This window comes from Blastococcus haudaquaticus (assembly GCF_900230285.1).
GTDB lineage: Bacteria > Actinomycetota > Actinomycetes > Mycobacteriales > Geodermatophilaceae > Blastococcus_B > Blastococcus_B haudaquaticus.
This window is the reverse complement of the sequence record NZ_OCNK01000003.1, coordinates 399,948-416,432: the sequence shown is the minus strand read 5'-3', so window position 1 is coordinate 416,432 and position 16,485 is coordinate 399,948. Positions and strand designations below refer to the sequence as shown.

13 protein-coding genes, 1 tRNA gene and 1 pseudogene are annotated in these 16,485 nt (G+C 74.6%); 3 read left to right on the top strand and 12 right to left on the bottom strand.

Annotated features, from left to right (window positions below):
- Positions 1-163 precede the first annotated feature (163 nt).
- From hpt to dacB, 4 genes are read right to left on the bottom strand one after another with little or no spacing between them, the layout of a single operon-like run.
- Positions 164-748 (bottom strand): hypoxanthine phosphoribosyltransferase, encoded by a 585-nt coding sequence (hpt, locus tag CRP30_RS13405; RefSeq protein WP_097184458.1) that lies wholly within the window; start codon positions 746-748, stop codon positions 164-166.
- A complete protein-coding gene (tilS, locus tag CRP30_RS13400) occupies positions 745-1,758 on the bottom strand; it encodes a tRNA lysidine(34) synthetase TilS (protein ID WP_097184457.1) in 1,014 nt (337 codons plus the stop codon). Before tilS ends, hpt begins: the two co-directional genes overlap by 4 nt.
- Before the next feature lie 16 nt (positions 1,759-1,774).
- Complete coding sequence (locus CRP30_RS13395; protein WP_097184456.1) at positions 1,775-2,857, bottom strand: zinc-dependent metalloprotease; 1,083 nt, start codon at positions 2,855-2,857, stop codon at positions 1,775-1,777.
- A gap of 47 nt (positions 2,858-2,904) precedes the next feature.
- Positions 2,905-4,296 carry a D-alanyl-D-alanine carboxypeptidase/D-alanyl-D-alanine endopeptidase gene (dacB, locus tag CRP30_RS13390; protein ID WP_235003383.1) on the bottom strand — a complete coding sequence of 464 codons (1,392 nt, stop codon included), beginning with the start codon at positions 4,294-4,296 and terminating at the stop codon, positions 2,905-2,907.
- Positions 4,297-4,383: 87 nt separating this feature from the next.
- On the opposite strand from dacB, the gene CRP30_RS13385 reads away from it, so the two are divergent.
- On the top strand, positions 4,384-4,878 hold the full coding sequence (locus CRP30_RS13385; RefSeq protein WP_097184454.1) for an inorganic diphosphatase: 495 nt from the start codon (positions 4,384-4,386) through the stop codon (positions 4,876-4,878).
- A gap of 130 nt (positions 4,879-5,008) precedes the next feature.
- Positions 5,009-5,281 (top strand): annotated as a pseudogene (locus CRP30_RS13380) (VOC family protein); the annotation flags it as partial.
- Between the two features lie 109 nt (positions 5,282-5,390).
- On the opposite strand, the gene CRP30_RS13375 reads toward CRP30_RS13380, so the two are convergent.
- The 4 genes from CRP30_RS13375 to tmk form a co-directional block, all read right to left on the bottom strand.
- The gene (locus CRP30_RS13375) at positions 5,391-5,795 is read right to left on the bottom strand and encodes a hypothetical protein (RefSeq protein WP_097184453.1); all 405 of its coding nucleotides are present in this window, start codon (positions 5,793-5,795) and stop codon (positions 5,391-5,393) included.
- 131 nt (positions 5,796-5,926) lie between these two features.
- Positions 5,927-5,999: transfer RNA gene (locus tag CRP30_RS13370), tRNA-Thr, on the bottom strand.
- 58 nt (positions 6,000-6,057) lie between these two features.
- On the bottom strand, positions 6,058-7,236 hold the full coding sequence (locus CRP30_RS13365; protein ID WP_097184452.1) for a DNA polymerase III subunit delta': 1,179 nt from the start codon (positions 7,234-7,236) through the stop codon (positions 6,058-6,060).
- A complete protein-coding gene (gene tmk, locus CRP30_RS13360) occupies positions 7,233-9,473 on the bottom strand; it encodes a dTMP kinase (protein WP_235003382.1) in 2,241 nt (746 codons plus the stop codon). Before tmk ends, CRP30_RS13365 begins: the two co-directional genes overlap by 4 nt.
- Positions 9,474-9,768: 295 nt before the next feature.
- Between tmk and CRP30_RS13355 the strand changes: the two genes are divergently transcribed.
- Positions 9,769-10,557, top strand: a complete 789-nt coding sequence (locus CRP30_RS13355) for a trans-aconitate 2-methyltransferase (RefSeq protein WP_097184450.1) — start codon at positions 9,769-9,771, stop codon at positions 10,555-10,557.
- A 107-nt stretch (positions 10,558-10,664) separates the two neighbouring features.
- On the opposite strand, the gene CRP30_RS13345 is transcribed toward CRP30_RS13355, so the two are convergent.
- The 4 genes from CRP30_RS13345 to CRP30_RS13330 all read right to left on the bottom strand — a co-directional run bounded on the left by CRP30_RS13345 (position 10,665) and on the right by CRP30_RS13330 (position 16,359).
- Positions 10,665-11,426 carry a class I SAM-dependent methyltransferase gene (locus CRP30_RS13345; RefSeq protein ID WP_097184449.1) on the bottom strand — a complete coding sequence of 254 codons (762 nt, stop codon included), beginning with the start codon at positions 11,424-11,426 and terminating at the stop codon, positions 10,665-10,667.
- A 5-nt stretch (positions 11,427-11,431) separates the two neighbouring features.
- A complete protein-coding gene (gene topA, locus CRP30_RS13340) occupies positions 11,432-14,275 on the bottom strand; it encodes a type I DNA topoisomerase (protein WP_097184448.1) in 2,844 nt (947 codons plus the stop codon).
- A gap of 291 nt (positions 14,276-14,566) precedes the next feature.
- On the bottom strand, positions 14,567-16,036 hold the full coding sequence (locus CRP30_RS23285; RefSeq protein ID WP_097184447.1) for an alpha/beta hydrolase: 1,470 nt from the start codon (positions 16,034-16,036) through the stop codon (positions 14,567-14,569).
- Complete coding sequence (locus tag CRP30_RS13330) at positions 16,033-16,359, bottom strand: hypothetical protein (RefSeq protein ID WP_097184446.1); 327 nt, start codon at positions 16,357-16,359, stop codon at positions 16,033-16,035. Before CRP30_RS13330 ends, CRP30_RS23285 begins: the two co-directional genes overlap by 4 nt.
- Between the last annotated feature and the right edge of the window lie 126 nt (positions 16,360-16,485).

Genomic DNA, 16,485 nt, shown 5'->3' with positions numbered 1-16,485 from the left:
ATCCCTGGCCACGAGCAGGGTTGGCCCGGAGGAGTGGGGACCATGTCCATCGTCGGCCTACCGGCCGACACCGCGGCCAGGTGCCGTCCCCCACCACGGTTGAGCCGCTGCGTCGCGGCTGCGCGGGACCCTCCGGGCCCCACTCGCCACGACAGGACAACAACTAGGCATAGACCTCGGGCTTCAGCGTGGCGATGTAGGGCAGGTCGCGGTAGCGCTCGGCGTAGTCCAGGCCGTAGCCGATGACGAACTCGTTGGGGATGTCGAACCCGATGTACTTCACCGGCACCTCGACCTTCACCGCGTCCGGCTTGCGCAGCAGGGCGCACACCTCGAGCGAGGCGGGCTGGCGGCCGCCGAGGTTCTTGAGCAGCCAGGACAGGGTCAGGCCGGAGTCGATGATGTCCTCGAGCACCAGCACGTGCTTGTCGGTGATGTCCCGGTCGAGGTCCTTGAGGATGCGCACCACGCCGGAGGAGCTGGTGGCCGAACCGTAGGACGAGACGGCCATGAACTCCATCTGCGTGGGCAGCTGGAGCGCCCGCGCGAAATCGCTCATGAACAGCACCGCGCCCTTGAGGACGCCGACGAGCAGGACCTCCTTGCCGGCGTAGTCGGCGGCGATCTGCGCCGCGAGCTCGCCGATCTTCTCCTGGATCTGCTCCTCGCTCAGGAGGACGTGGTCGATGTCCGGGCCGTACCCGTGGTCGGGGCCGAGGGCCCCGGGAGTGGTCGCAGACTCGCTCACGCTGAGGGCTCCTCGGAGTGCGGGGGTGGCGCGACCCGGTCCTCCGGGCGCTGCATGACCAGCCTGCCAGACGTCCGGACGACGCCCGCGCCGCCCGGTAGGTCGACCCTCCCCTGCCCCCGCCAGCGGACCAGCAAGGCGTCGACGGCGGCCAGGTGCACCGCCTGCAGGTCGGGGACGCCCGCGGCCCGCAGCCAGCCGCGCAGCACCCGGGTGCGGAGCGCCGTCGGCAGGGCTGCGGTCCCGGCCGCGGGGAGGTCGTGCGCACCGCTCAGGCGCTCGAGCTGCGCGGCGGCCAGCGCGTCGAGCGCCTCGAGGTCCTCGCGGAGCATCGTTGCCGTGCGGGCCAGCGCGGGGGCGACGCCGCCGCCCAGCACCTCCTCGAGGATGGGCAGGACCTCGGTCCGCAGCCGGACCCGCGTGTAGGCCGGGTCCACGTTCCACGGGTCGTCCCAGACCGGGAGCTCCTGGTCGGCGCATGCCTGGCGAGCCGTCGCGCGGCGGACGCCCAGGAGCGGCCGCCACCAGCACACGCCACCCGTCTCGCGGACCTCCGCCATCCCGGCCACCGAGCGGGGACCGGAGCCCCGACCGAGGCCCAGCAGCACGGTCTCCGCCTGGTCGTCGAGCGTGTGCCCGAGGGCGATGCGGGCACCGTGCTCCTGCGCCGCGCGCGTGAGGACGGCGTACCGCGCGATCCGGGCGGCCGCCTCGGGTCCGCCGTCGACACCGACGTCGGCCGTCCGGACCAGGACGGGATCCAGGCCGAGGGTGCGCAGCAGCTCCGCCGTGCGGGCCGCCCGCTCGGCCGACCCCTGCTGCAGCCCGTGGTCGACGGTCACGCCGCCGACCCGCACCCCGGCGTCCCGTGCCTCGAAGGCGAGCGCGGCCGCCATCGCCAGCGAGTCGGCACCGCCGCTGCAGGCCACCAGGACCGGCCGGCCCGAGCTGCGCAGGCCGTTCCGGACGGCGTGCCGGAGGACCGCCACCGCCCGGGGAGGGCCGGCCATGTCGTGCGGCCCCGGGTCAGGCGGGGATGGCCGGGCGGCCGTGCACCCGCTCGACCCAGCGCTCCGGAGCGGTCAGCTCGTCGATGCGCGGCAGGTTCTCCGGGCCCTCCCAGACGCGGTTGAAGCCCTCCATGCCCACCAGGTCGATGACGCCGCCCACGAAGACCCGGCCCTCCGCGTACTGCTTCATCTTCTGCTCCAGCCCGAGCAGGCGGCGGAGGACGCGGTCCAGCGGCCCGCGGCCCTTGCGCCGCTGGGCGAAGCGCTTGCGCAGCGTCGTCACGGTCGGGACGACGTCCGGGCCCACACCGTCCATGACGTACTCGGCGTGCCCCTCGACGAGGCTCATCACGGCGGTGACCCGGTCGAGCACGGCCCGCTGCTCGGGGTCGCGCACGAGCGCCATCAGGCCCTCCGACTCCCCCTCGCCGCCGCGGACGGCGTCGGTGAGGCTGCGCAGGACGTCCTGCAGCCGCTCGCGGAGGACGTCGGTGGTGAGGTCGGTGGCCTCGATGAACTTCGCCATCTCGCCCTCGAGGTGCCCCTTCAGCCAGGGCACCGCGGTGAACTGCAGCTGGTGGGTGGCCTCGTGCAGGCAGACCCAGAGCCGGAAGTCGGCCGGGTCGACACCGAGCTTCCGCTCGGTGGCCACGATGTTGGGGGCGACGAGCAGCAGCCGGCCGCCGGTCCCGAAGATCTCGTACTGGCCGAGGACGCGGGAGGACAGGAAGGCGAGGATGCCGCCGGCCTGCGCGCCGGTGACCCGCGAGCCGATCGCCGTGGCGATGGCGCCGGGGCGGCTGTCCTGCTTGGCGGCCAGCGCCTCGACCAGCGGGTCGAGGAGGGCCGCCATGCCGTGGGTGTTGGCGTCCACCCAGCCCGGGCGGTCGACGACCGCGACCTCGGGAACCGGCCCCCCGGGAACCGGCGAGAGGCCGGTCAGCTTCTCGACGTGCGCGACGGCGACGGCGGCGGCCTCGTGCAGGTCCCGGACGACGCCGGCGGCCTCCTCCCGCGTCGTCGCGGGTCCCGCGCTGATCAGCCGGCGGGCCGTGCGTCCGGCGAGCTCCCAGTCGACCATCGAGGAGGCGCTGCTCATCGCCTCACCGTACGCGGCGGCGAGGGCGCGCCGCCCGGTCGGCAGCGCTAGCGGCAGCCGCAGCCGGCGAGCGCCGCGGCGACGTCGTCCAGGGCGTTCTCCGCGGCGGCCTCGTTGCCCGAGCCGTCGGCGACGACCGCGAAGGCCAGCAGCCGTCCGTCGCTGGTGACCACCGTTCCCGCGAGGGCGTGGACCCCGAGCAGCGTGCCGGTCTTGGCGCGGACCGTGCCGGGTGCGGCGCCCGCGTCGCCCCGGTCGAAGAGCGTGCCGTCGTAGCCGGCGACCGGGAGTCCGGACAGCAGCGCCGAGGCACCGGGCAGGCTGCCGTCGGCGGCACCGGCGACGACGGCGGTGAGCACGCCGGCGGGGATGCGGTCGGCCTGCGACAGGCCGCTGCCGTCCGAGAGCACCACACCGGTCATGTCGATGCCCGCCTCGCTCAGCGACTCGATGACCGCCTGGGCCCCGCCCTCGAAGGTGGCCGGCCGGTCCCGCGCGATCGCGACCTGCCGGAGCAGGGCCTCGGCGAGCATGTTGTCCGACATCGAGAGCGCCTGCTCGACCAACCGGGCGATCGGCGCGGACTCGACAGTGGCGAGCGTCTCCGCACCGGGAGGCGCCTCGCCGAGGACGACCGCCGCGCCGGGCGCGCCCAGCGCGTCGGCGAGCGCGGATCCGGCGTCGATGCCGGGCTGACCGCTGCGGGCGAGCGAGCCGGGGCTGACGCGGGCGCCGTCGACGGCGGTCGCCGTGACCGGCGCCGCGTACGTGGACGGGGCGTCGCCCGCGCCCCAGCCCGGCGCGGTCAGGGCGCCGCTGAACAGCGAGTTGTCGACGACGATCCGGGTGACCGGGGTGCCGGCCGGCAGGGCCGCGACCACCTGGGTGGCGAGGTCGGCCACCGTCGGGGCACCGGGGTAGGTCTGCGACGGCGCGGTGCGCGACAGGGTCGGGTCGCCGCCGCCGACCAGGACGACCTCGCCCGGGGTGGACCCGGCGACCACGGTCGTGGTCAGCGTGTCGGCGGGATCGAGCGTGACCAGGGCGGCCGCGGCGGTCAGGAGCTTCGTCGTCGATGCCGGGACGGCGGGGTCCTCGGCGTCCAGGTCCAGCAGCACGTCGCCGGTGGCGACGTCGACCACTTCCGCGGAGACACCGGTGCCGAGGCCGGCGGTGGCGAGCAGCGGGGTCAGCCGGCTGCTGAGGACGCCCGGGTCGGGGGCCGGGGCGTCGCTGCCCAGCGAGGCGAGGACCGGCGCGGCATCGCCCAGGTCGGGGAGCTCGGCATCCGGGACGGCGACGGCCTCGGTCGGGTCGTCCCCTCCCCCGCGGGTGAGGAGCACGCCGACACCAACGACGCCGCCGATGAGGAGCAGGACGAGCCCGATGACCCCCATCGCGAGGCGCCGACGGAAGCGTCCGGTCTTCGCTGTGACCATCGTCGAACCGTTCGACGCGATGTCGCCCACCCCCCAAAAGGTGACCTCCGCGAAACGCGCGGGGCCACCGTGGGCCAGACTAGGCGGGTGCAGTTCGACGTGACGGTAGAAATCCCGAAGGGCCAGCGGAACAAGTACGAGCTGGACCACGCCACCGGCCGCATCCGTTTGGACCGGATGCTCTTCACCTCCACCCGATATCCGGCCGACTACGGCTACATCGAGAACACCCTGGGACAGGACGGCGACCCGCTCGACGCCCTGGTCCTCCTCGAGGAGCCGACGTTCCCCGGGTGCCTGATCACCGTCCGGGCCATCGGCATGTTCCGGATGACCGACGAAGCCGGCGGCGACGACAAGGTCCTCACCGTGCCGGCGACGGACCCGCGCCAGTCGCACCTGCGGGACCTCACCGACGTGTCGGAGTTCGACCGCCTGGAGATCCAGCACTTCTTCGAGACCTACAAGGACCTCGAGCCGGGAAAGTCGGTCGAGGGCGCCAACTGGGTCGGTCGCGAAGAGGCCGAGGCGGAGATCCTCGCTTCGATCGAGCGCGCCAAGACCGAGACGCCGCACCACTAACCCATCCGCCCGGCCCTCCGGGTCGCCGAACGCATCGACGGCGGCACACCTCCTGTGAGGTGTGCCGCCGTCTGCCGTTCCGGTCGGAACCCACGTGCCGCACGGAGGCACCGGCGCTAGCGTCCCGCCGATGATGCCGCGCCACGTGACCGTCGACTGCGCCGATCCCTACGAGCTGGGGAGGTTCTGGAGCGCCGTCACCGGGTGGCCGGTTTCCGCGGAGGACCAGCCGGGCGACGACGAGGTGCTGGTCGAGGCGCCGCCACCCCTCCCCGGGCTGCTCTTCATCCGGGTGCCCGAGCCGAGGACGGTCAAGAACCGGGTGCACCTCGACTGGGCACCCACCGACCGGACCCGCGACGCCGAGGTCGAGCGGCTGCTCGCCCTCGGCGCCGTGCTGCACGAGGACCACCGCACGCCCGAGGGGCCCGGCTGGGTCACCCCTGCGCGACCCCGAGGGCAACGAGTTCTGCGTCGAGCGCAGCGACGCCGAACGGTCCGGCTGACCGGCCTCAGCAGTTCTCCTTGCCCCAGTCGTCGATGGCGGTGCCGGCCTCGACCAGCTCGGGCTGGAGCCGCTGCAGCTCCGGTGCGAGCTCGGCGTTGGCCGCCGGGTCGCTCAGGTCGGCCCGGCCGATGAGGTCGCGCATGTCGCTCCACGCCGTCTCGAGGCGGCTCCACTCGTCGGCGACGTCCTCGGGCGGCTCGACCTCTTCCAGCTGGGCGACGGCGTCGTCGAGCGCCTCGTTCGCCGACATCGGGTCCGACGGGACCTCGTTCAGGTCGGCGGTGACCTCCTGCATCAGCGTGGGGACGTCGTCGCAGAAGGCGGCCTTCCGCTGCTCGTCCTCCGAGGCGCCGCAGGCGCCGAGCAGGGGGGCGGCGAGGGCCAGGGCGAGGGCGAGTCGGATGCGCACCGACGGACCGTAACAACCGGTGACGACGGGACCGCGACGGGCAGGCAGCGGAGGGGTGCCTGCTCGGGAAACGGGTCAGCGGGCCCGTCCGGCTGGACGAACCCGCTGATGGTGGCTCTGCTGTGGAGCGGAGCCGCCTGTCGGAATCGAACCGACGACCTTCTCATTACGAGTGAGATGCTCTACCGACTGAGCTAAGGCGGCGGACTGCCCGGACAGCCTACGACACCGCCGCCTCGCTCCTGCGCAGGGTCGCCCGCCCTCAGGCGGGCAGTCGCAGGGCGACGGTGAGCGCCTCCAGGGCGATCCGCGGTTTCACGTTCTGCTCCAGCGCGAGCCGGCAGGCCAGGACGGCGTCGATGCGGCGGAGCGCACCCTCGGCCCCGATCCGGCGACCCAGTTCTGCGGCGTCGGCGCGACGGTCGGGGTGCAGCAGCTGAGGCGGATCAGGCTCGGGCGGGGCCGCGGACAGGGCGTCGAGGACGAGGGCGTCGCGGTACAGCCCGGCGAGGTCGACGAGTGCCCGGTCCAGGGAGTCGCGGCCCAGGCGGGTGGCCCGCGACTTCTGCCGCTTCTCCAGCTCCTTGAGCTGCCCGGCACCCCGGCTGGCGGCCGCCACCCCCGGCCCGCGGGCGCCCACCCCCAGGCTGGCCTTGACCGCCTCGGTCTCGGCACCGTCGAGCGCGGCCGAGGCCTCGTCGGCCTCCTCCTGCGCGGCACCGACGAGATCGTCGGCGGCGTCGAGGCAGGCGGCCAGCGACACCAGCTTGAGCGGGACGTCGAGGACGGCCTTGCGCGCCATCCGGGCCGACTCGTCGCGCGCGAGCCGGCGGGCCCGGCCGACGTGACCGGCTGCCGCAGCGGCCGACCACGCGGCCAGGGCCGGGTCCACGCCGTCCCGGCGGACGAGCTCCTCGGCGACGGCCTCGACCGGAGGCGTCCGGAGGCCGACCACGCGGCACCGGGAGCGGATCGTCACCGGCACGTCGTCGGGGTGCAGGCTCGGGGCGCACAGCAGGAACACCGTCCGCGACGGCGGCTCCTCCAGCATCTTGAGGACGGTGTTGGACGCCTGCTCCGTCATCCGGTCGGCGTCCTCGACCAGGACGACCTGCCACCGGCCCTGCGAGGGGGCGCGCCCCGCGATCCGCACGATCTGGCGGACCTCGGCCACGCCGATCGACAGCCCCTCCGGGACGACGGTCTGCACGTCGGCGTGCGTCCCGGCCAGGACCGTCCGGCACGCATGGCAGGTGCCGTCGCCGCCGTCCGGGCACTGCAGCGCGGCTGCGAACGCCCGGGCGGCCACCGACCGCCCCGAGCCGGGCGGACCCGTGAACAGCCAGGCATGGGTCATGGCGGCGGGGTCGGCCACCGCCGCGCGCAGCTCCGCGACGACCGCCTCCTGGCCGATGACCTGCGACCAGACGCCCTCGGTCACGGGTGCAGCTGGGGGGTCGTGCCGGTCTGGACGTGCGGCCGGTGCGGGCCGGACGCGGCCAGCTCCCCGTCCTGGACCCGGGTGCCGTTCGACTGCGCGGGCACGGCAGGGGTCAGCTGCTGGAGCGGCAGGCCGGACAGCAGTTCGGCGATGCGGACCCGGATGGCCGCCGCGATCTGGTCGGGTGACTCGCGGGCGTCGAGGACCAGGTAGCGGTCGGGCTCCGCCTCCGCGAGTGCCCGGAACGTGCGCCGGACGCGCTGGTGGAAGTCCAGCGACTCGGACTCCAGCCGGTCGGCGGCGGCGCGGCCGCGGGCGCGGGCCAGCCCGACCTCCGGCGGCAGGTCGAGCAGGATCGTGAGGTCGGGCTGGACGCCCTCCGTCGCCCAGCGCGACAGCATGCGGACGTCGTCCAGCGGGATCGTCCGGCCGGCGCCCTGGTAGGCCAGCGAGCTGTCGACGAACCGGTCGGTGATCACGACCTCGCCCGCGTCGAGGGCGGGGCGCAGCACGTCGTGCACGTGCTGGGCGCGGTCGGCGGCGTAGAGCAGCGCCTCGGAGCGGGAGGAGATCCCGGCGTGCGCCTTGTCCAGGACGATCGCCCGGATGCCCGCCCCGGACGGCGTCGCCCCGGGCTCGAAGGTGGCCCGCGCGACCAGGCCCTCGTTGGTCAGCCACTCCTGCAGCTTGCGGACCTGGGTGGACTTCCCCGCGCCCTCCCCGCCCTCGAAGGCGATGAGGACGCCACCGCCGGCGAGACGACGCCGGGCGGTGGTGTCCCGGCGCAGCGCGGTGACGACGTCGGCGAGCAGGGGTACCGGACGGCCGTCGTCCATCTGCCGGTAGGCGATGATGCCGACGCCCAGCGCGAGCAGGCCGGCCACGAAGAGCATGATCCGCTCCCCCGTCACCGGGACGGTCAGCAGGCCGAGGTCGAGCGAGTGCCGGCCGATGAGCCCGACGCCGAAGGGCACGACCGCGAGGGACAGGATCAGGGCCGCCCGGACCAGCGACTGCACGATGGCGAACGTGCGGCCCCGGATCTCGTCCTCCACCTCCGTGCCGAGCAGGGTGAAGCCGGCGAGGTAGGCGATGCCCGCGAAGAAGCCCATGAGGACCACCAGCAGCAGGGCGATCCACAGGGTGAACGTCCAGGCCATCAGCAGCACCATCACGCCCGCCACGGCCACCGCGAGCCCGAAGATGCGCTCGCGGGCCAGGTCACGGGCGATGCTCGGGCCCAGCGCGATGCCGAGGCCGAGACCGATGAAGACGGCGCCGAACAGCAGCCCGTAGGCCGCCTGACCGCCGCCGAGCGCGTTCGCGAAGGCCTGCCCGGTCGCGATGATCACGCCCGCCGCCGCCATCGCACCGGTGATGCCGACCACGAGGCCCCGCACCAGGGGCGTGTGCCCGGCGAACGAGAACCCGTGGACGAGCGAGCGGAGGAAGCTCTCCTGCGTGGTCACCGCGCCGCCCGAGCGGCGCCCGCTGATCGACGGCAGGTTCCAGATGACGAACGCGGCGACCAGGAAGGTCAGAGCGTTGAGGTACAGCGCCAGGTCGACCTCGTCGACCGACGGCCACACCTTCTGCGCCTGGCCGCCGATCGTGGCGAGGACGGCGAAGACGATGGCCGCGAGCACCGGGGTCAGCCCGTAGGTGGTGACCAGGGACAGCTGGTTGGCCGGCTCCAGCTGGTCCTTGCGGAGCATGTTCGGGACGGCGGCGTCCTTCGCCGGGATCCAGAACAGGCTGAAGGCCTCGATGAGGAACTGGGCGATGAACAGCCAGACGAGGTTGTCGACGATCGGGATGGACGCGAACAGCCCGAACCGGATGACGTCGGTGATCACCATCGTCTTGCGCCGGTCGAACCGGTCGGCGAAGGCGCCGGCCAGCGGGCCGAGGACGATCGCGGGCAGCAGGCGGAACAGCAGCACGCCGCCCAGCGCGAAGTTGCTGGCGGCGAACCCGTCGACCAGCGTCGTGGCCATCGCCGTGATCGCCAGCAGGCCGAGCCAGTCGCCGAAGCTCGACAGGGACATCGACAGCCACAGCTTGCGGAAGTCCCGCACCCGCAGCACCGCCCGGAGCTTGGCCACCAGGCCCACGGAGCCGAGCACGTCGGGGTGCGCGCCCTCGTCCGCGTGCCCCTGGTCCGCCGGCTCCCGGTCGCTGCCCGCCGGCGCGCCCGGATCCAGCTCCGTCAGCGGCGCGGCGGCATCCGGCGGCACCGGCGTGCCCGCGGAGGGCAGGCCGTCGGCCGCGGGGGTCGTCCGCTCGGCCGGTGTCGCCTCGTCGGGCGGCGGTACCGGGGACGTCGGGTCGGACGGAATGGGGGCTCCCGGGGTCGGAGGAGGGGCGGCGAGCTTTCCCTGGGGAGGCTCACGTTACCGGGGCGGAGGGACGGAATCGGCAGGTTTCCGCCCGGAGGAGGGAACGGATCCGGGCCCGACGCGACGCGAGGCGTCCACGAGGTGACTACGGTCGGAACGGGGAACGGACACGAGGCGGACGACCGGAGACGCGATGCGCGAGGGCACCTGGGACCCGGTCGGCTACCTGCGCTTCGCCGGGGAACGGGCCCGGCCCTTCGCCGAGCTGGTGGCCCGGATCGCCACCGACGCCCCCACGACCGTCGTGGACCTCGGGTGCGGTGAGGGCAGCCTGACGGCGGGCCTGGCCCGGCGCTGGCCGGGGGCCCGGGTGACCGGGGTGGACTCCTCCCCCGAGATGCTCGCCGCAGCGTCCGCGTCCGCGAGCGCGGAACGCGTCGAGTTCGCCCTCGGCGACGTCCGCGAGTGGGAGCCTCCGGGCCCGGTGGACGTCCTCGTCAGCAACGCCGTCCTGCACTGGGTGCCGGGGCACGACCGCCTGCTCACCCGATGGGCCGGCCGGCTCGCGCCCGGCGGCTGGCTGGCGGTGCAGGTGCCCGGCAACTTCCGTGCCCCCACCCACGCGCTGCTGGCCGAGCTCTGCCGGTCCCCCCGGTGGGCCGACCGGGTCGCCGCCGCGGCACCACGGCCGGACACGGTGCTGGACCCGTCGGGGTACTTCGACGTGCTGACGGCCGCGGGGTTGGCGGCCGACGTGTGGGAGACCACCTACGTGCACGTGCTGACCGGACCGGACCCCGTGCTGGCGTGGGTGCGCAGCACCGTCCTCCGGCCGGTCCTGGCCCTGCTCCCCGAGGACGACGGCGCGCGCTTCACGGCCGAGTACGCCGCCGCCCTGCGCGCGGCCTATCCCCCGCGTCCCGACGGCTCGACCCTGCTGCCGTTCCGCCGCGTGTTCGCCGTCGGCAACCGCCCTGCCTGATCCGGAGAGCGCCGGCCACCCCGTCGAGTGGGATCCACACTTCCCCGGGCACCGGCGGCTGTACGTCGCCGATCCGGTCGGCAACCGCCTGGAGCTGCTGGAACCGATCAGCGAGGACTGAGCCGGAACGCGCGGGTCACGTAGGGCAGGTCGAGGACCGCGCGACCCCGCGTGTCGGGGTGGGTGGCCAGCAGGTCGCGCAGGCCGCCGAGGAACGACGCCCGGCCCGCCTCGTCCATGACGGCCACGTAGCTGCGCGTGGCGATGCCGCTCACCACCTCGTCGGGGGTCAGGCGCTGCACGGTGCCGGACTCGGCAACGGCCACGTCGGCACCGAGCTCGGCCGCGAAACCGTCCACCACCCCCTGGTCGGCGTCGTGCCCCCGGGCCTCGTCGGCGAGGGCCCTCCCGAGCGCGGCGACCCACGGGACGCGTTCGTCGCGGGTGTTCCAGACCAGCCCGAGGGCCCCGCCGGGGCGCAGCACGCGACGGAACTCTCGGGCGGCCGGTCCGACGTCGAACCAGTGGGCCGCCTGACCGGCGACGACGGCGTCGACCGCGGCGTCGCCGAGCGGGAGCGCCTCGGCGGTCCCCGCGGCGGTGCGCACGCCGGGCAGCCGGGCGGTCAACTCGGCCAGCATCTCCGGCGACGGGTCGACCGCCACCACGTCGTGCCCGCCGCCCAGGACGACCTCGGTCAGCAGCCCGGTCCCCGCGCCCACGTCGAGCACCTGCTGCCGCCCGCCGCGGCCGAGGAGGTGGGCGACGGCGTCGTCCGGGTAGCTCGGGCGCAGGGTCGCGTAGCCGGCGGCGACCGTCCCGAACGACCGCCCGCGCGACGGCGGTCGGCTCCCGCCCGGGCCGGCCACCGGGGTCAGCCCGCGGTGACCGGGTCGGCGGCCTTCTTCGCTGCTGCCTTCTTGGCCGGCGCTTTCTTGGCGGCCGTCTTCTTCGCCGGCGCCTTCTTGGCTGCCTTCTTCTTCTTCGACGGGCCCGCGGCCCGGCGGTCGGCCAGCAGTTCCGCCGCGCGCTCGATGGTGATGGTCTCGACGTCGTCGCCCTTGCGCAGGCTCGCGTTGGTCTCGCCGTCGGTGACGTAGGGGCCGAACCGGCCCTCGCGGACGGTGACCTGCCCCTCGGTGACCGGGTCGGCGCCGAGCTCCTTCAGCGGTGCCTTCGCGGCGGCGCGACCGCGCTGCTTGGGCTGGGCGAAGATCGCCAGCGCCTCCTCGAGGGTGATGCTGAACAGCTTGTCCTCGCTGTCCAGCGACCGGGAGTCGGTGCCCTTCTTGATGTAGGGCCCGTAGCGGCCGTTGAGCGCCTGGATCTCCTCGCCGTCGGGCGCCGCCCCCACGGTGCGCGGCAGCGTCAGGAGCGTCAGCGCCTGCTCCAGCGTCAGCGTCTCCGGCGTCATCGACGCGAACAGGCTCGCCGTCCGCGGGGCGTCCTTGCTGCCTTCCGGCACGACGGTGGTCACGTACGGGCCGTACCGGCCGGCCTTGACGACCACGGGGTGCCCGGAAACGGGGTCGGTGCCGAGCTCGCGGTCGCTGGACGGCGCCTCCAGGAGCTCCCGCACCTTCTCCGTGGTGAGCTCGTCGGGCGCGAGGTCCTCGGGGATGCTGACGCGGGCGCCGTCGTCACCGCCGGCCTGCAGGTAGGGGCCGTAGCGGCCGACGCGGGCGATGACCGGCTTGCCCTCGGGGCTGGTGGCCTGGAGCGGGATCGAGTTCACCCCGCGGGCGTCGATCTCCTCCAGGCGCTGGCCGACGATCTGCTTGAGCCCCCCGGACTCCGCGATGCCGCCGGTGTGCCGGCCCTCGCCGCCGAAGTAGAACTCGGTGAGCCAGTCGACCCGCTGCAGCGTGCCGCCCGCGATCTCGTCGAGCTCCTCCTCCAGGGAGGCGGTGAAGTCGTAGTCGACCAGCTGCGCGAAGTGCTGCTCCAGCAGGTTCACCACCGCGAAGGCGATGAACGAGGGGACCAGCGAGTTGCCCTTCTTCCACACGTACCCGCGGTCCTGGATCGTCTGCATGATCGAGGCGAAGGTGGACGGGCGGCCGATGCCCAGCTCCTCGAGACGGGCGACCAGGCTCGGCTCGGTGTAGCGGGCCGGCGGGCTCGTCGTGTGGCCCTTGGCGTCGAGCTGGCGGGTGTCCAGCTGCTGACCGCGCTCGAGGCGGGGCAGCCGGCGCTCGGCGTCGTCGCTGGCGCTGTCGTCGTCGCCGGTCGTGGTGGTCTCCTCGCGGGACTCCACGTACGCCTTGAGGAAGCCCGGGAAGGTGATGGTGCGGCCGCTCGCGGTGAACTCGACCGCCTCGTCGGTGGCGCTGCGCCCGGCCAGCCGGATGCTCACGGTCTGCCCGACGGCGTCGGCCATCTGGGACGCGACCGTGCGCTGCCAGATCAGCTCGTAGAGCCGGAACTCGTCACGGGCCAGCTGCGGGGCGAGCTGTCCGGGCGTCCGGAAGTTGTCACCGGCGGGGCGGATCGCCTCGTGGGCCTCCTGCGCGCCCTTGGCCTTGCTCTTGTAGCGGCGCGCCTCGGCGGGCACGTAGGCGTCGCCGTAGAGCTCGCGGGCCTGCGAGCGGGCGGCGTTGATCGCCTCCTGCGACAGGTTCGTCGAGTCGGTGCGCATGTAGGTGATGTGGCCGTTCTCGTACAGCCGCTGCGCGACCCGCATCGTCTGCGCCGACGACCAGCCGAGCTTGCGACCGGCGTCCATCTGGAGCGTGGAGGTGGTGAACGGCGCGTAGGGACGGCGCCGGTAGGGCTTCTCGTCGACCCGGGTGACGCCCACCTGGCGCCCCTCGAGGCGGGCGGCGAGCCCGCGGGCGCCGGCCTCGTCGAGGTGGACGACGTCGCCGCTCACCCGGCCCGTCGCCGGGTCGAAGTCCTTGCCCGTGGCGACGCGGCTGCCGTCGACGCTGACCAGCTTGGCCCGGACGGTGGTGGGCTCGCCCTCGTCGGTCGCCGTGGCGGCGCGCGGCACGGCGAAGGTGCCCTCCAGGGACCAGTAGTCGGCGGCGTGGAAGGCCATCCGCTCCCGCTCGCGCTCGACGACGATGCGGGTGGCGACGGACTGCACCCGGCCGGCCGAGAGCTTGGGCAGCACCTTCTTCCACAGCACCGGGGAGACCTCGTAGCCGTAGAGGCGGTCGAGGATGCGGCGGGTCTCCTGGGCGTCGACCAGCGCGGTGTCGAGTTCGCGCGGGTTGGCGACGGCGCGCGCGATGGCCTCGGGGGTGATCTCGTGGAAGACCATCCGGTGCACGGGGACGCGGGGCTTGAGCGTGTCGACCAGGTGCCAGGCGATCGCCTCGCCCTCGCGGTCCTCGTCCGTCGCGAGGTAGACCTCGCTGGCGTCCTTCATCAGCTGCTTGAGCCGGCTGACCTGCTGCTTGCGGTCGGGGCTGACGACGTAGAGCGGCTCGAAGGAGTTGTCGACGTCGACGCCGAGCCGGGCCCACGAGGCCCCCTTGTGCTCGGCGGGGACGTCGGCGGCGTTGCGCGGCAGGTCGCGGATGTGCCCGACGCTCGCCTCGACGACGTAACCGCTGCCCAGGTACCCGGCGATCTTGTTCGCCTTGGTCGGCGACTCCACGATGACCAGCGGCTTCCCTGCGGGCGCGGCCGCACGCCGGCGGGCGGGCGTCTTCTTCCCGCCGTCGGTCGCGGGGACGCTCTCGCTCCCGGTCTGGCTGGTCTTCGTGGGCACGGTGCTCCTGTCGGTGGTGCTGCGGTGGTGCTGCGGTGGTGCTTCCGTGGTGCTTCGTGTCGAGGACGGGTGCGGACGGCTGACCGGTGCCGGGGCGCGTCGCCCGTGCGAACGGGCGGCCTCCCCGAGCTCCGGCGGGCGTCGCCGCGGAAATCCCCTCCGGCGGGCCACGGTAAGCCACGCACCGGACCAGGCGCCGGGGGCGACCCACCGTGGGCGTGCCGTCACCCTCGTCAACGTCGCCGGCGCCCACGTGTTCCCCGTCACCCGTGCCGCGGGCTCGCGTCCCGGTCAGCGGGGGTCCGGCACCCCCGCCACCACCCGCCCGATCGCGGCCAGCGTGGGCAGGTCGGGGTCGTAGTAGTCGGAGTGTCCGGTGTCCGGGTCGACCGGCAGCCCGGCCGAGTCGAACCGCTCGGACGCCGTCGACCGGCCGAACCACCGGGAGGCGACCACGAAATCGTCCGGGGAGGCGGCGTCGTACACCTCCGGGACCTCGAGGCTGTCGGCGTCCTCCTCCATGCCGGGGCTGCCCAGGAGGACCACGGCGTCGGCAGCCAGCCGCCCCGGGACGTCGGCGGCCTCGTCGACGACGACGGTGCCGTAGCTGTGCGCGAGCACCGACGTGCGCGCGTCCGGGGAGGCGACGGCCGCCCTGCCCGCCAGGAGCCCGGACAGGGTCGTGGCGAGGGCGGCGCCACCTTCGATCGCGTTCCGGCGACCGAGGATCTGACCGGCACCACTGGGGCTGTCGTAGCCGAGCCACACCATCGTGGCGAGGGTCATGGCCGGAGCCGCGTCCTGCGCGGCTCCGGCGACGGCCCGCGCACTGCCGACCAGCCCGCCCAGGTCGTCGCCGGGGGTGTTGTGGATGCCCGGCACCACCAGCGCCACCGCGTCGGCGGTGTCGAGGTCGCCGAGGCCGAGGGCCACCCGGTCACCGGCCAGGTCGAGGAGGTGGAGCTGGACGTGCCGTCCCGCCGTTTCCTCCGCCTGGATGCGGCGTGCCACGACACCCGCGGTGAATGCCGTGTAGGGATCGGTCCCCGGATCCGCGAGGGCCTCGTCCAGGAGGAGACGGTTGGCCCTGTCCCGCGCCCAGGCCGGGAGCCCGTCGCGTCCCCCGAGCCCGGCCGGGTCGGCCTGGAGCGCGGACAGCTGTGCCGTCAGCGGGAGGGCCGCCCACCACGCCGCGACGGCATCGGGCGGCCCCGCGGGACCGGGTGGCGCGCAGACCGGCGCGGCCACCGGCACCCACCGCGTGAGCCCGGAGAAGTCGGCGGGGGCGAAGGCGTCGCGGACCCCGACGCCGGCCAGGGTCTGCCCCGCCTCCTCCGTAGCCGCGGCGACGGCCGCCGCGCGGTCGAGCGCGGCCTCGAGCGTGGCGAGCGGCAGGGCGACCTCCGTCGTCGACGACGTCGCGGCCTCCAGCCGGAGCAGCGCCTCGCGGGCGAGGTCCTGCGCCCGGTCCGCCTCGGTGGACAGCCGTTCGAAGGCGGCGGACGAGTCCGCGAGGGCACCCTCCACCGCCCAGCCGGCGGCGGAGAGCTCCCGGAGCGCGGCGGCTGCACTGACCGCCGCCGGGCCCGCCCAGGCGTCCCCCGCGTCCACGGAACGGGCCACGCCCTCCAGACGCGCCCGCCATGAGGGCAGGCGCTCGGCGACCCCCGTCAGCGTGCCGACCGCGCCGCGGAGCAGCGGCAGGTCATAGCTCGCGGCCTCCCGCACCCGGACGGGCACCTCCACGAGGGGCGCCGTCACCGGGGACCCCGCGGCTCCGCACCCATGCCCCCGGCGAGCCCCGCGTCGTGGTCGAGCGATGCCTGGACCGCGCCGGTCATCGTCCGGGCCAGCGCCGCGGCCCGCTCGGCGAGGACCTCCCCGAGGCCCGCCCACGCGGTCGCCGCCGCACCGGCCGTCCACCCGTCGTCGCCGTCGAGGGCCCGGGCGACGGAACCGGCCGCACCGCGGCAGCTGTCGGCGTCGTCGGACAGTTCCGCGGCGAGAACGGTCAGCTCGTCGGCGAGGGCCACCACCGCGTCCGGTCTGAGGAGCAAGGCGTCGGCGGGGCTGGGCGAGGACATGGCGGCTCCTGGTGGGTCCGGGCGGTAGGGCACGGACGGTAGGAGCCGGAGAGCCGCCGCGTGCGCCGTCGTCCACAGCCACCTGCGCCCTCCACACCCGGCGCACGGGTCCTCCGGCCGACGGTC